The organism is Microbacterium sp. NPDC055442, from assembly GCF_053644215.1.
The window spans coordinates 1-14,057 of sequence record NZ_JBSHLF010000008.1; the positions used below are offsets into that span (position 1 = coordinate 1).

General features: G+C 42.3%; 18 protein-coding genes. All 18 read left to right on the top strand.

Annotation, left to right across the window (positions count from 1 at the left end; translation table 11 throughout):
* The first annotated feature begins 657 nt into the window (after positions 1 to 657).
* The 18 genes from ACWIBS_RS14920 to ACWIBS_RS15005 all read left to right on the top strand — a co-directional run bounded on the left by ACWIBS_RS14920 (position 658) and on the right by ACWIBS_RS15005 (position 13,833).
* Positions 658 to 825, top strand: a complete 168-nt coding sequence (locus tag ACWIBS_RS14920) for a helix-turn-helix domain-containing protein (RefSeq protein WP_326194937.1) — start codon at positions 658 to 660, stop codon at positions 823 to 825.
* A gap of 20 nt (positions 826 to 845) precedes the next feature.
* Complete coding sequence (locus tag ACWIBS_RS14925) at positions 846 to 1,313, top strand: hypothetical protein (RefSeq protein WP_326194938.1); 468 nt, start codon at positions 846 to 848, stop codon at positions 1,311 to 1,313.
* A gap of 82 nt (positions 1,314 to 1,395) precedes the next feature.
* Positions 1,396 to 1,617, top strand: coding sequence for a hypothetical protein (locus ACWIBS_RS14930; RefSeq protein WP_376642817.1), 222 nt, complete (start codon positions 1,396 to 1,398; stop codon positions 1,615 to 1,617).
* A 53-nt stretch (positions 1,618 to 1,670) separates the two neighbouring features.
* Positions 1,671 to 2,474 (top strand): hypothetical protein, encoded by an 804-nt coding sequence (locus ACWIBS_RS14935; RefSeq protein WP_376912104.1) that lies wholly within the window; start codon positions 1,671 to 1,673, stop codon positions 2,472 to 2,474.
* Positions 2,475 to 4,589, top strand: coding sequence for a DNA polymerase (locus tag ACWIBS_RS14940; RefSeq protein WP_376959264.1), 2,115 nt, complete (start codon positions 2,475 to 2,477; stop codon positions 4,587 to 4,589).
* 102 nt (positions 4,590 to 4,691) lie between these two features.
* Entirely contained in the window at positions 4,692 to 5,006 is a 315-nt protein-coding gene (locus ACWIBS_RS14945) for a hypothetical protein (protein ID WP_377998110.1), read from the top strand.
* Positions 4,994 to 5,548 carry a hypothetical protein gene (locus ACWIBS_RS14950; RefSeq protein ID WP_376642749.1) on the top strand — a complete coding sequence of 185 codons (555 nt, stop codon included), beginning with the start codon at positions 4,994 to 4,996 and terminating at the stop codon, positions 5,546 to 5,548. The genes ACWIBS_RS14945 and ACWIBS_RS14950 overlap by 13 nt, the downstream gene beginning before the upstream one ends.
* 41 nt (positions 5,549 to 5,589) lie before the next feature.
* On the top strand, positions 5,590 to 5,847 hold the full coding sequence (locus tag ACWIBS_RS14955; protein WP_213398973.1) for a hypothetical protein: 258 nt from the start codon (positions 5,590 to 5,592) through the stop codon (positions 5,845 to 5,847).
* Positions 5,831 to 6,466 carry a hypothetical protein gene (locus ACWIBS_RS14960; protein ID WP_379377533.1) on the top strand — a complete coding sequence of 212 codons (636 nt, stop codon included), beginning with the start codon at positions 5,831 to 5,833 and terminating at the stop codon, positions 6,464 to 6,466. The genes ACWIBS_RS14955 and ACWIBS_RS14960 overlap by 17 nt, the downstream gene beginning before the upstream one ends.
* Before the next feature lie 315 nt (positions 6,467 to 6,781).
* The gene (locus ACWIBS_RS14965; RefSeq protein ID WP_376642743.1) at positions 6,782 to 7,840 is read left to right on the top strand and encodes a hypothetical protein; all 1,059 of its coding nucleotides are present in this window, start codon (positions 6,782 to 6,784) and stop codon (positions 7,838 to 7,840) included.
* Between the two features lie 59 nt (positions 7,841 to 7,899).
* Positions 7,900 to 8,148 carry a hypothetical protein gene (locus tag ACWIBS_RS14970; protein WP_080467411.1) on the top strand — a complete coding sequence of 83 codons (249 nt, stop codon included), beginning with the start codon at positions 7,900 to 7,902 and terminating at the stop codon, positions 8,146 to 8,148.
* Positions 8,149 to 8,395: 247 nt separating this feature from the next.
* Positions 8,396 to 8,740 carry a hypothetical protein gene (locus tag ACWIBS_RS14975; RefSeq protein ID WP_376642741.1) on the top strand — a complete coding sequence of 115 codons (345 nt, stop codon included), beginning with the start codon at positions 8,396 to 8,398 and terminating at the stop codon, positions 8,738 to 8,740.
* A 340-nt stretch (positions 8,741 to 9,080) separates the two neighbouring features.
* Complete coding sequence (locus tag ACWIBS_RS14980; RefSeq protein WP_063336321.1) at positions 9,081 to 9,377, top strand: hypothetical protein; 297 nt, start codon at positions 9,081 to 9,083, stop codon at positions 9,375 to 9,377.
* Positions 9,364 to 10,125, top strand: a complete 762-nt coding sequence (locus ACWIBS_RS14985) for a LysM peptidoglycan-binding domain-containing protein (RefSeq protein ID WP_376642739.1) — start codon at positions 9,364 to 9,366, stop codon at positions 10,123 to 10,125. The genes ACWIBS_RS14980 and ACWIBS_RS14985 overlap by 14 nt, the downstream gene beginning before the upstream one ends.
* Positions 10,126 to 10,133: 8 nt before the next feature.
* On the top strand, positions 10,134 to 10,958 hold the full coding sequence (locus ACWIBS_RS14990) for a glycoside hydrolase family 73 protein (protein ID WP_376642737.1): 825 nt from the start codon (positions 10,134 to 10,136) through the stop codon (positions 10,956 to 10,958).
* A 754-nt stretch (positions 10,959 to 11,712) separates the two neighbouring features.
* A complete protein-coding gene (locus ACWIBS_RS14995) occupies positions 11,713 to 12,819 on the top strand; it encodes a hypothetical protein (RefSeq protein WP_376642734.1) in 1,107 nt (368 codons plus the stop codon).
* A gap of 13 nt (positions 12,820 to 12,832) precedes the next feature.
* Positions 12,833 to 13,051 carry a hypothetical protein gene (locus ACWIBS_RS15000; RefSeq protein ID WP_376642732.1) on the top strand — a complete coding sequence of 73 codons (219 nt, stop codon included), beginning with the start codon at positions 12,833 to 12,835 and terminating at the stop codon, positions 13,049 to 13,051.
* A 5-nt stretch (positions 13,052 to 13,056) separates the two neighbouring features.
* A complete protein-coding gene (locus tag ACWIBS_RS15005) occupies positions 13,057 to 13,833 on the top strand; it encodes a glucosaminidase domain-containing protein (protein WP_376642730.1) in 777 nt (258 codons plus the stop codon).
* Positions 13,834 to 14,057: the final 224 nt, after the last annotated feature.

Here is a 14,057-nt window from a genome sequence, read left to right on the forward strand (position 1 = left end):
GTACGATTCTTGCCGCTAAATTCACTGATTTTCCTTGACAATCCCACATTTCTGTGCTAATTAACATGAACCACGGGAACTGTCAATAAATAAAATATCCTCCCGGAAAAGGGAGGACTATTCTTTAGGCGATATATTAAAGTGTTTTAAATATACAAGAATTTCGTAAACATCCATATTGTTGTACTTCTTATCTATCCAATCCTTTAAAAAGTGTTCAATATGCTTGTATTTCGTATCTAATTTCATATTAATAATATCTAATATTTCTAGATTTGGCATAAATTATTCATCTCCTTTAATGGAGAGAGTATATACACACTTATTTTAGTTTGTCAATAATAACCTGTTATAAACATTTATACTCAGTGCGAACATAAGAGATAGGACATTTCTATCCCTGATACCCAGTTATTTCATATATAATAGGACTTTACATTCAGGAACATGTGTTCTATTATTGGTACAGAAATATTTTCTTCTCCTACCAATATGTCGCATAATGTCGAATCCTTCCTGAAAAAATTCTGAAGAAATTTGTAAAAAGGGGTAGACATGATATATCCCTTGATGGTAAGATAAGGTCATCAAAGGGAACATAAAGGAATCTGAAGCCCTTTAAAGGAAGTGATACATATGTAGAGGGAGGTACGCTTTTTGTCTAGTGAAGAGGTTTTAACAGTTAAACAGGTAGCCGAGATATTAAAAATATCTGAAAAAACGGCTCGCAAAATGCTGAACAACGGAGAAATTAAAGGTTTCAAAGTCGGTCGAGAATGGCGCGTGTCAGCTGAAAAATTCAATGAATACTTAAAACAAAATTAATTCTTTGGGGGAATTTTAAAATGACAAACACTATTAAAAACACTGAAAACACTACTGACGTATTGGCAACTGAGGACATTGCAACAGCATCACCAAGTATTTTTGAACAAGGTACACAACAAATGTTTTCAACTATCCAGGCAACGGACAGAAAGAGCAGCATCAAACTTTACAACGCGGTAAGCAACGCTGAACACTCTCTATCAGACCATATCGGAGAAGTAATTGAAATTACAGACATGGTCGCCCATGCGGTTGAATTAGAGGATGAAGTCACGAAAGAGACAATTCAGGCAATGCGCGTTGTTCTTTTAACAGCAGACGGACAAGGCTATCACAGTGTATCTCAGGGCGTAGCAAGCTCCCTACAACGTATCATTGGGATTGTAGGGCAAGGTCCTTGGACGGACGAGCCATTAAAAGTTGTTCCAAAAGAAGTTAAAACCCGCCGCGGCTTTAAAACATTGACACTTGCGCTTGTGGACTAATTAAATAGTCGCTCCGATCGGGGCGGCTTTTCTTATATTAAATTACTATATACGGAGGTTGCTAGACTTGGATAAAAACGTAATGATTTTCGACAACGGAGAACGCCGCACAGAGATTAAAGAGGATAGAGTGGAGAATATGTATTGTTTCGCTCAAAAGCTTGATGACGATACACAACAGATTATTAGTTTCACTCGTTCAGAAATGCTTGCAATAGTCTCCTATTTTCATGCTGAAGCACAAGACGAACTGTCACGCGGTTCTGTTCGCTATATTCCGACACAAAAAGCAGAAGCCATTTAAATATTAAATTGACAGGGAAATTCGTTTCCCTGTGACTTTTGTGTTTAAAGGGGGTGTCACTGATTGGGAAGAAAAAGCGGCTGAAGAAGAAACAGCAGAAAAAACAAAATATAGCTGCCTTGAAAAAAGTCGGAATTACTGACAAAAAGGTTATAAAGGAATTAAAAAATAAACCTGCCACAGTAAATAAAATTGTTAAGAAAAAGAGTCGTAGTTTAATTGCAAATGAACGATCTGAATTAATTAAACGGTTAGGATTTAAAGTCTCCGAACATTCCGCAAAAAGGTATTGGAGCGAATCACGATTTAATGAATGGTATAACAAAGAATTAAATAAGCGGGCGAAGGCTGAAGAAAGAAAAAGAAAAGCGGCTGAAAGAAAAGCCCGACAAGCTACTGAACCCTATTTAATGATTTACTGGAAAGAAAAAACCGACACAATGATGGATGCAAATGTGATAGAGGACTTAAAACGGTCTTACAGACATGTGAGCGTTGATTATCTTATCGAATCTATAAGAGGTTTTTTAGGTGCTAAACTTCCCGCTGAAATAGGAACAATAAGTATGCATGTTGTCCCCAATAATAAAAGGAAACAGCATAAAGCATTTATGAGAAATTTTGATTCTCTTAGACTGGCTGATATGAATTCATGGATTTTGCTATATGAAGGAAAAGCCGATTTAAGGAGATATAAAGATTTATTAATTGCAATAAATGCAGGCATGAGGGTTTTATATGACAATGAAGAAAAGGCTCAATTTATTGGGGATTTAATTCAGAAATATCTCCCGCAAGTAAATATCAAAACGGCGAAACGTTTAGCGAAGGATTTACGATGGAGAGGTGGATTTTAAATGAGTAAGGAAAAAGAGAATAAAGAAAAAAGCGCAAGTAAACCCGTTAAGATACTTACGCTTGATACTGAGACGCGAGGACTTTTTGGGGAAGTCTTCCGCGTCGGATTATATGACGGTAGTAGATACCGTGCGACAAACACTTTTAAAAACCTGAAAACGGTTCTCTCACAGTATACCACAAAATACGATTGTCATGTATTTATTCATAATCTAGATTTCGACATTTCAAAAATCGCAAAGGACATTTTACCTGAAGCGGATTTAAAAAATTCGATTTTTATTAATAATGTCGTTACGGTATTTAAAACAGGTCTTAATGAATCCCAAATAACTGAAGAAAATGAAATTATTTCGCAACCTATTACATTTCATGATTCCAGCAAGCTTGTAATGGGTTCATTAAAAAAGATATGTGAGGATTTTAATATTTCGCAAGAAAAAGCAAAAATAGATTTAAAAGACCATATTTTGAAATTGGGATGGGCGCTTGACGCTGACGGAAACCCCACAAATGACCCGGGTAAATATGATGACCGGGAATCCCAAGGGAATTATTTTATGAAGGTCGATCCGTATGAACCTGAATTAAATGAATATTTACGGTTGGACTGTGTGGCATTATATGAAATTGTTACAATGCTTATTGAAATATCCGGCTTGCCGATTCATGAATTTTTAAAATGTCCTACTACCGCAAGTCTTGCAATGAAAGTATATCAAATGAATTATCCTGAAGATTATGAAAAGGCTATTTCCACGAATTACGGTTATAGCAAATGGGGCGAGTTTACAGAGGATTTTATACGCAAGGCATATTATGGTGGACGTACAGAAGTATTTCAAAGTGAATTAAATGGCGGCTTTCATTATGATGTAAATTCATTATATCCGTACGTTATGAAAGTGAACCCAATACCTATAGGGAAACCGCGTCACCATAAAGGAGACAAAGCCCGAAACGTATTTAAATATTGGTACAGCTATAGACAGGGCGGCGGTTTTTTAGAATGTGATATTCACATACCGACTACTTTACATATACCGCCTCTACCTCACAGAATGTACAAAAAATTATGTTTCCCGGTCGGTAACCTTTCAGGGATATGGACGTTTGAAGAAATTGAATTGGCGTTAGAAATGGGTGCTAAAATAAAAGAAATTCATCAATGTATTTATTTTGAAAAGACCGATTATATATTTAAAGATTTTGTCTCCTATTTTGAAGAGATTAAAAATACAAGTGATGGAGCAAAAAAGACGTTTGCAAAATTAATGCAAAATGCACTGTACGGAAAATTCGGTATGCAAAGGGTTCGGCAAACGATTTTACCTGTCACAGAAATTGAGACATGCGAAGAAAAAGGCTATCCTTATGTTGAATTATTTAACCCTGTATATGGACAAGAATTTATTGAAGCAGCCGTCCCCAGCAAAGCGCCGTATATTCAGCCGCATATAGCCGCCTACGTTACGTCATACGCGCGTATTTTATTATATAGAGGTTTAATTAAACAATTAGAAAAAGGCGATGTGGCATATTGTGATACCGATTCAATAGCATGTGAAGCTATTTTTGATGATGACATGGTTGACGATAGAGAGTACGGTAAATGGAAACTGGAAGGTATTCTTGAAGAAGGTTTATTCATTCAACCAAAAACGTATTATGAAAAATATGCTGATGAAATAAAACCAGAAGAAATAGAAAAAGAAATATCCTCTTTTTCTCGGAATGTATTTAATTATCCCGAAAAAAGCAAAGTAAAACAATATCGTTTGGTCAAAGGTTCGGAGACAATGAAATTTAAAGGCATTCCCGGCGCGTATATCAAGAAATTAAATAGAGGGGTATATTATGATATCCTAGAGAAATTAAAAAGCTTACAGGCGCGTCAGGAGCGCGGAGAAATGATAACGAAAAAAGAAGCCTATTATTCTATTTATAAAGGCGAATTAAAAAGACGAAAATTTGCTACTATGCTTAAAATGGGTTCTGACGATTTTGATTTAAAGCAGGAAGTAAACAAGGGAATTTTACTAACGAATAGACAGAAAAGAAATATGGACTATATTAAAAATACAAGTCGTCCGCATGTGTCGTGTGACTTTTAAAAGAGTCGGGAAATTCATTTTCCCGGCTTTTTATTTTGCCTAAAAATAATTAAATATGAAATTAATTCATTTATTTTTATTTTTTGTCTTGAAATCGAACACATGTTCCTATATTATTTAATTTATCGAACAGAAATAGGACAAAAGGAGGATTTATTTTCTATGCCAAAAGAACTAGAAGAAAAAGAAGAAAAATCGTCTGCTGAAGAAACACCGAAAAAAGAGGAACAGGAGGACGCGCCAAAATGGGCAAAGAATCTGCTACAGGACATCCAAAACCTGATGGGAACAAAGGAACAGCCGCAGGGACAAGCACAGGAAATTCCAGTACCGGAACCGCCAAAAGTGGAGGAACCGGAGGAAGAGGAACAGCCAGCACCAAGCAAAGCGAAAACGCTCCTCGGGTGGTTATGGTAGATGTGCCGGGAAGTGACCAGGAGGAACAGCCGAAAAAGAAACGCGGTCGCCCTCCTGGTACTGGCACGAAAAAGAAAAGCGCAGCCAAGAAAAAGACGGCGGGCAATGTTGATTCATCCCAGCTGAAAATGCTGTTACTGACGACAAGCGCGATCGTGGCAGCACGACCTGGGATGGAAGACTTTGCATTAACCGCCGATGAAGCCGAACAGATATGTACGCCACTCGCAAACATCATGGCGAAGTCTGAAGGCGTGGCGGGTGTCGCCAGTGAGTATGCAGACCATATAGCGTTACTCATTGCGTGCTTTACGATCTTTATACCTAAATTCATTATGTGGAAATCCAAACAACCTAAAAAGAAAGAGGTACAGAAAAATGTCTTGCCAAAACGAGAACTACCAAAACAACCAACAGAACAACGAGGAAATGAAAGCGCGCCTGAAAGAACTAATCAAAAGCCTGCTGAACGATCTGGGGAACCCACTAGTAAGCAATTTGGCGGCTCCTTACATCAACTCATCCCTTTCGGAGGATATTGATGTCTTAAAATTCCTCAACCATTTAGAGGGGATGATCGACTATGTCCGGTATGGTGACGCTGAAGCAAGGTGACTTCTATTACAACATCCCCATGCATGAATACAGCCGTTATTGGTTTGAACACTTGGACATTATCGAACAGGGCGAGGAATTTTTAGTTGTGGAGAAAATCCCTTACGACAAAATCCCGAAACCGTCCATCATGGCTGCTATGAAAAGAGGTAAAGGCGTGAAGCGTGTTGTGAAAGCTTACAGCACGAAAGGAAGTGGAAAACATGCGAATGACAATTGGCGATGACGAACACGTTTTTATCTGTGGTCAAACCGGTACAGGTAAATCGGTTGTCGCTGAGGTATATCTCGCTGGGAAAGACCATGTGGTAAAGCTTGATACGAAAGGCGAAGTACACGAGCGCCGCAAGAAACGGCAGGAATTGTGGCATGGCTTGCAGGAAGGTAAGGACTTTACTGTGGTTCACCGATTGGAAGACGTGTCCGAGGTCGAGACGCCGAAAATTATCTATTGCCCGGTCGCTGAAGAATTAGAGCCGGAATATTACAACGCGCTCATGAGCTGGGTGTACAAGCGTGAAAATACGATTCTATGGATAGACGAATTAATGGAAGTCGCGCCAAGCGCCCATAACTACCCGAAAGAATTGAAAGCCTTATACACGCGCGGGCGTTCGAAAGAAGCAGTCGTTTGGGCTTGTACCCAGCGCCCAACAGACATTCCGGTCATTGCTATGGCCAACAGTTCACACTATTTCATTTTCACCATGCAAAACCCGGATGACCGTAAAAAGATTGTGAAAGCAACAGGGATGCCGCAATTTATGGAGCAACCCGGCGGGCACAATTTTTGGTATTGGAAAGTGGGTATGCAAAACCCGGTACTAGCAAAATTGAAGCTTTAAAGGAGGTGATGACTTGGAGACACGAAAATTTGCAGGTGTCGGGCTGAAGAACATGATTGTCATTGCGCTATTCACAATGATGGTCATTGTCGTAACAAAGGTTATTGTCACGAAGCATCCGGTTAACGGTGTGACGCAATTAGTAAACGCAGTATAAGGAGGAAAAAAGCATGAAGGTTAAATGGTTAGTTCATACGTTCATTACTGTATTTATCACGATGGTTTTCATGTGGATTATTAAGAAAGCTTCAGCAAAATATCATATCCCGGTTGTATCTACAATCGCGGCAGAAGTCTAAGGAGGAATTTTAATTTATGGCAACTCAACAGCAACTATCAGCACAGGCAAAGGCTCAACTATTCTCGCAGGCTACCCGCCAAACATGGCAGATGATGGGTACACAGACAGTGACAGAGGACGCACAAACGGTATCATTCAACCTACCGAAAGTACGCCTGCTATCACAAATTTTAGTTGAATTTGACGCGACTGTCTCTCTCAAATCGCAGAACGCGGCAATTCCAACTAAACCATTTTCACCATACCAGATTATCAGAAATATTGCACTGGAATTAAACAGTGGATTCCGTCCTTTTGTTGTGTCAGGCGAAGCCCTTCACCTATACAGCTTAAACCGATTGAATCCAGACGTTCTATTACCTGCATCAAGTCCGCGGGCGTTATCTTACATTGAAACAGCCGCGAGCACGTCAGGTAAAGACGCGCGTATTAAATTCCAAGTCGCGCTGCCATTAACTTTAAACCAACGTGACCCGGTCGGTCTTATCTTGCTACAAAACGAGGAGACAACCGTTTCCCTTCAGATTGATACAGCACGCGCGCAAGACGCGTATCAGTTGGCTACTGGAGACACCGTTACACTGAAGCAATTGAAAATCACGCCGACAATTGAAACGTTCTCCGTCCCTTCTGTACCACAAGCTATGCCGGATATTTCTGTCCTGAAGCTTGTAAACGAAAAAGGCGAACAGTTCACCGGGAACGGTCAAAATATCGTGAAGCTTCAGACAGGGACGATCTACCGTAAACTCATGTTTTACTTTACGGATGAGTCAGGCAACCCGCTGAAGGACAGCGACTTTGCGGGCAACTTGGAATTGGTATTTAACCAAGCCGACATCCCTTACAGCATTAAGCCGTCAGCACTTGCAGCCCGAAATCATTCGGACTTGGGTTATGTCTTACCGGATGGGGTTTATGTGTTTGACTTCTCTAACCAAGGCTTGCCAAACCTCGGCGGCTCTCGTGACTATATTGACACCGAACGTCTTACAGAGTTTTGGATTCGCTTCAATACTCAAAAAGGCGGGCGCGTGAAAATCGTTGCTGAAAAGCTTTCACGCTTGCATTAATACACGCGGGAGGGCTTTTCCCTCCTTTTCTTATTTGACTACTACGAAGGAGGATTTATATGAACGCACCATCACAAATGGGTCTAGGTGAAATGTTCTACCATGCCGCAGACTTATATCCAAACATGGGGTTTATGAGTACCCGAACGTCTACAGTTCCCGAAGCTGAAGATCAAATGTCTCTTGTCGATGATGAGGACACAGCAAAAGAGCATGACGTAAAGCAAGACCCTATTACATCAAAACAAATCTTGCTGGGGTTCGGCATTGTGTTCCTTGTCGTATTCCTATTCTCGGCAAGGGTGTAGGGGGTGTGACTTGTGGAGCAAATCTATTCAATCCTATTAAATAACGGAGCCATGGGCGTAATGCTCGCGTGGTTCATGTTCAAACAATCAAAGGATAACGAACAGACACGGGAAATTCTAACCGATCTGAAAATGGTTATTTCAAAAATCGGGGGTGCGTCAAGCAATGACTAAAATTCTTGTTCTCACCGTTATTATCATCGTGTTTTGGTTCTTCTTTATCCGCCGCAAAAAGAAGGGATAACACATGGAAAAAGGTCTTTTGTTTTTCACGCTGGCGCTCACAGCCATATGGATTATTCTTGATGACTTTTATGGCGGCAAACACCTGTCAAAGATGGCACAGAAAATGACGCCTGACATTTCTACACCGATGGACGTTGTAAAAGATGGTTGGGAATCTACAAAAGAAACCGTCGACGAAGCCGGAAAGACAGCGAAAAAGGCAGTTGAAAAAGCGACAGGATACGACACGTATAAAAAGTATCAAAAGATGAAGCCGGAGCAGAAAAAGAAAGTCAAAAAAGCCGCTAAAGACAGTTTCATAGATGGGTTTTGGAACGGTCTTAAACGCGGTTTTGGCTTGAAGTAAAGGGGTGATTCTATGCAAGAGTTTACAAAGTCTATGCGGTTTATTATCACCTTTCTCTTTTTCGTTATCCTGCTGGGTATGTTCACAAATGAAAAAATAACGTACACGTTCTTGGTACTTGTTCTCGCAAGTATGGCAGTCCTGAACGTTGACAAGGTAAAACAAATCATGGGAGGTCTTGTGGATGGTTAACAAGTTTTTTGACGTGATTGCGGGTATCGGGATTCTCATTGGTATTTATCTGTTCCTGAAAAATGCCAAGTCTACGACTTCCATTATCAGCACAATCGCGAGCAATTCAATTTCAGGCATCAAAGTATTACAAGGGAGGTAAGGCGGCATGATGGAAGGCTATCACCTTCAAAACCGGGTTCATGCGCTTCAGGAGCTTTCACGTCCAGTGGAGCTACCTGACGCGCAGCTAGGTATTGGAGACGCTGAAGAATTACGCCCAACACATGCCAACTTCATTTACCCGATGGTTCCGAAAGAAGCATTGATCGACAAAGTAACAAACATGAGTATTGAGAAAGCGACAGTCGATCTAAACGGAAATCAGGTAGATGAAGAAAACTTCCCTAAGAATCATTATTTCGGTGATCCGATAGGAGGCTTATATTGGTATGGCGGAATTTGAACAAGTCGGTCATGAATCCGGGGGTCATTCCCCGGGTAAAAAGAAATTCCAATTAAACAAAAAGAATATTGTCATTATCGGGTCGGTTGCAATTGGGGTCTTTCTATTAGTCTCCCTTGTGACGCGTGGGCGTCCTGCTGAGGAAGAACAGTACGTGACTTCTGAAGCATTAGAGGGTGATTACTTGGATGGCAATCCTATGAATTCAAGCTTGGTTCAGGCACAGCTACAAAACAATCAATCTCTCATTGAAGGTAGCGTTGATACAGCCTTAAACAACTTTGCAAATGAATTGGGGCAGAACCAAGAATCATTTAAGTCAGATGTAATCGACACCATTACCGATATTGGCAAGGAAAACAAAACGTATGTTGACCAAGTAAAGGACAGCATTTCAAAACAGCTTGCCGATCAAGCGAAGAAATACAGCAACTTGGAAACAGAAAATGACCAGCTTCATAAAGAACTGGAAAAGCTGAAGAACGCGAAACCGTCAACACCTGCCAAAACGACAACACCTGCTAAAAAACCGTCAACCCCGGCTAAAAAGCCATCGCCAGCGAAAAAACCGTCTACACCAAAATACAAAACGGTGACGGTGAAAAAAGGTGACACGTTGTCAGAATTGACGCAGAAATATGGTAAGGGTGGTACAAAAGCCGCGTATATGGAAACAGCCAAGTTTAACAAACTCAAAGACCCGAACAAAATTAAACCGGGTCAGAAAATCAAAATCCTGACAAAGTAGGTGGAAGTATGGGCGTAAATATAAAGCCGTTTATCAAAGACGCGCAAGCCATACAGAAAGAAACTGGCATCCCTGCATCCATCATACTGGGTCAAATCATGTTAGAATCAGGCGGTTCAAACCCGGGCGGATTGTCCGGGCTTGCCTACTACTCTAAGAACCTATTTGGAATAAAGGGAAGAGGTACAGCAGGAAGTGCCACGATGGGTACGACCGAAGTATATAACGGTAAGACCTATCACGTGAAGGATGGCTTTGCAAAGTACAACAGCTATCAAGATTCCATACGCGCCCACGCGGAACTATTATCCAAGCCGCGTTATGCGTCAAAGCTGAAGAACGCAAAAAGCGTTGAGGACTATGCGAAGGGAATCAAAGCTGGAGGGTATGCAACAGACCCTAACTATGTAAATAAGCTTCTCGGCATTATCAGCAGTAACAACCTTCACCAGTACGATGATAAGGACATTACATTCAAAGGAACGTCAGGAGCCGGGGCGACAGGTGGGGATTCTTCATCTTCAGGCACTGACGACAAATCATATTTATCAAATATCATGTTCGGCGTGTTCAGATGGTCTCTTATTCTCGGGCTTGCTATCATTGCAATCGTGTTCTTTATGAAAGCCTTCCCAGCAGTCGGAGACGTTGCGAAAGGTACAGCATCCACCGCAATGGATTTTGTTCCGGGTGGTCGTGCTGTCAAATCTGTTTCTAAGGGAGCCAAAGCCATTAAGAAAGGACGCAGCGCGTCAAACCACATCAAGAAAGCCGCTACAATAGCAAAAGGAGTGAACAAGAATGCCGGAACTAGTCAAACAGCCGGGGGATGACCATAAAAAGAGTACATGGCGTGAACAGACCGTCACCATGCTACCGGGCGACATTACAACGGTTTATTTTGACGACACAAAGCCGAACCATTCAGCCATAACAAATAACACAAGTCAGATCGTGTACGTACACGAGCGCCCGAGCGTGTCGCCTAACAATTATCTTTTAGCCGTAGCGCCGGGGTCAACAAAGCTTTTGGCGCGACCGCTCGGCTATCACACAATCTACCTTGACGCCGCGATCGTGCAGCCCGAAAAAGTCCGGGTCGAATCTTGGATTGAGAAATTTACAGCGTCATCTATACCACAGTCCATTGACACCGTTCAGCTTGGGCAGATGACAGGAACCGTAGATATATCAGCGTTACCGCCGCTTGCGGCAGGCGACAAGCATATTGGGAGTGTTGAGATAGATAAGCCTGTCACACTCGGCGGGTCTTCTATCCCGGCGACACAACCTGTACCAACTCGGGAAGCCGGAATGAATGACTTTAGGGTTGGTGGGGTGAGTGTAGGCGTCACGCCTGTAATGGCAAAGTCAGGTTCTAGCAAACTGACAAACCGCCGAGAGTTGACGATCTACCCGCCTAACTCGGGTGTCATTTATTGGGGTAAGCAGGGTGTCGAGACGACTACAGGTGCGCCGCTCACGTCTAACGACAGCCCGCTAACATTTAAGGTTCATAGCCAAAGCCCTGACGTGTACCTAGTCGCTGATACTGAGACAGTCGTCACAATCGTGGAGGTGTCCTAATTGATTGAACTCGGGTCAAGGCGGACGCCGCCCTATGATGATACAGGCGTCAAAACAAGTATTTCAGATTTAAAAGACAAGATGGCAAAGCTTCAGGACACCGTTGACCATATGGACGTGTCAGATGAGATAAAGAACGATATTCTGACGCTTCAGCAAAAAGTCCAAGCGTTAGAGGATACCGCGGACGGTGGGTCAACTGGTGCAACTGACCAACAAATTCAAAGTATGAAGGCTGACGTTGATTCATTCGGCCGAGTCTTGGACGCTCATGTAAAGGACACGACCAAACACGTATCGTCTGAAGACCGTACCAAGTGGGACGGTATGAGTGACAGGGTGACGACATCAGAAACAAACCTGAAGAACCATATCGCAAATGCTAAACCTCACGTCTCGGATTCTGAACGTTTGAAATGGAATCAAGCTGCTACGGATGCGACACAGCTGCAAAAGGATTTACAGACAACGAATCTATCGCTTCAGGATGTTATCGGGGTTCAAAACTTCTCACAGAAATATGCATTAACGGATGCTGAAGGAATGCGGAAACGGTTGGCTTCAGCTGACAGCATATTCACCGCACCACCCGGTTTTTATTATGGGACAGGATGGAATCAACTACCGTTACCGGGTGACGCTTCTTGGTACTATCTCGACATTCTACCAGCGCCAAACGGTCTGCGGAAATTGGTTCTGACACGTTCCTATGATAATACGTCATGGATTGGTGTTATACACACTGACAATGTATTCAGGGGTTGGCGACAGCTGTTTACACAAAATGATTTTATGGCGCTCACATGGTATAACCTTCCGTTATTGAATGGAGCAAAGGCGTCAGGAAGAACACCGCAGTATACCCGCTGGGGAAACATCCTCATGCTAAAAGGTGACGTGGCGTGTGACCTCGGCGTTGACTTTGCACAATTGCCCGCGTCATATTCACCGTCAGACAAAAAGGCGGTCATGGCAACAGCATACGGAACGACAGGCTTCACAAAATTTTATATCAACACTGACGGTAAACTGGCGTTTGTCGGCTTTTCAGGAAACAATCAGTCCGCCGTGTCCAGTTGGTCATTAGACGCGGCAGTGCCTTACTAGGAGGGTTGGAGCAATGGAAATGATACAAGTATTCGTATATGATTCGGATTTCATCTTCGACTATCCTGAAATTGTTCCGGCTGATTCCGTACCGGATAATGCGACAACCGTACAGCCGCCGGGATATTGGCGGGCGCAATTTCAGAAGGATAGAAAACTATGGATTGAATCCGCTTCAGACGAACAAATAAATGAAATGAGACAACAAATGAGGGAGAGTGTAAAAGAATGAGTTTCATGGAGAATGTTGCAAGTGAAGCACAAAAATTATACGGTGTAAGTCGAGTTTTACCTTCAGTTATCACAGCACAAGCCATACATGAGTCAAATTGGGGCAAATCCGGGCTTGCTACGCGTGCAAATAACCTGTTTGGTATAAAAGGTATCGGGAACGCTGGAACCGTTCATATGGGCACGTGGGAGGTTTTAAACGGGGTCGATAAAACAATCAAAGCAGGGTTCCGGGCGTATAAGTCTGTTCGCGATTCTATCATAGACCTTGTGAACCTCTATAACCGTCTTGACCGTTATAAGGCTGTTGTCGGGGAAACGAACTATGTACAAGCTTGTGCCGCCATCCAAAAGGGTGGATATGCGACAGACCCGAACTATGCGAAGAAGCTTATCGCCACAATCGAAGCCCACGGGCTGACGAAATACGATAAGGTCGGGAACAAAGCCGCAGTGAAGGCGAAACCTGCCAAGTCGTCCGGCTCGACATATACCGTTAAGGCGGGTGACACATTGACAGCAATTGCAAAGAAATATAATACGTCAGTGAAGGAGTTGGCGAAAGTGAACGGTATTAAAGATGTTAATATGATTCGTGTTGGTCAAGTCCTGAAGGTATCAGGAGCCGCACCATCCGGCGGTACATTCTACACCGTAAAGGCGGGCGACAACCTGACGAAAATTGGTAAGAAATTCGGTGTGTCCGTTAAGACATTGACCACAGTTAATCGTATCCCGGATGCGAATAAGATTTATGTCGGTCAACGGTTAAGGGTGAAATAATTTACAATATATACTAACATTTGTTAAAATTAAGTAGAATAGGAGCCGCGGAAGACTTCTATTCTATCTGTAACAATAGAGTCACGCCCGAGACACAACCCGCTGGAAAAATATCCGGCGGGATTTTTTATTATTGACAGTTCCCGGGTGACATGTTAATTAGCACAGAAATGTGGGATTGTCAAGGAAAATCAGTGAATTTAGCGGCAAGAATCGTACCTCTC

Coding starts and splice junctions, on each gene's coding strand:
- ACWIBS_RS14925 (WP_326194938.1), top strand. CDS start 846: ATGACAAACACTATTAAAAACACTGAAAACACTACTGACGTATTGGCA.
- ACWIBS_RS14930 (WP_376642817.1), top strand. CDS start 1,396: ATGATTTTCGACAACGGAGAACGCCGCACAGAGATTAAAGAGGATAGA.
- ACWIBS_RS14940 (WP_376959264.1), top strand. CDS start 2,475: ATGAGTAAGGAAAAAGAGAATAAAGAAAAAAGCGCAAGTAAACCCGTT.
- ACWIBS_RS14945 (WP_377998110.1), top strand. CDS start 4,692: ATGTTCCTATATTATTTAATTTATCGAACAGAAATAGGACAAAAGGAG.
- ACWIBS_RS14955 (WP_213398973.1), top strand. CDS start 5,590: ATGTCCGGTATGGTGACGCTGAAGCAAGGTGACTTCTATTACAACATC.
- ACWIBS_RS14960 (WP_379377533.1), top strand. CDS start 5,831: ATGACAATTGGCGATGACGAACACGTTTTTATCTGTGGTCAAACCGGT.
- ACWIBS_RS14965 (WP_376642743.1), top strand. CDS start 6,782: ATGGCAACTCAACAGCAACTATCAGCACAGGCAAAGGCTCAACTATTC.
- ACWIBS_RS14970 (WP_080467411.1), top strand. CDS start 7,900: ATGAACGCACCATCACAAATGGGTCTAGGTGAAATGTTCTACCATGCC.
- ACWIBS_RS14975 (WP_376642741.1), top strand. CDS start 8,396: ATGGAAAAAGGTCTTTTGTTTTTCACGCTGGCGCTCACAGCCATATGG.
- ACWIBS_RS14980 (WP_063336321.1), top strand. CDS start 9,081: ATGATGGAAGGCTATCACCTTCAAAACCGGGTTCATGCGCTTCAGGAG.
- ACWIBS_RS14985 (WP_376642739.1), top strand. CDS start 9,364: ATGGCGGAATTTGAACAAGTCGGTCATGAATCCGGGGGTCATTCCCCG.
- ACWIBS_RS14990 (WP_376642737.1), top strand. CDS start 10,134: ATGGGCGTAAATATAAAGCCGTTTATCAAAGACGCGCAAGCCATACAG.
- ACWIBS_RS15000 (WP_376642732.1), top strand. CDS start 12,833: ATGGAAATGATACAAGTATTCGTATATGATTCGGATTTCATCTTCGAC.
- ACWIBS_RS15005 (WP_376642730.1), top strand. CDS start 13,057: ATGGAGAATGTTGCAAGTGAAGCACAAAAATTATACGGTGTAAGTCGA.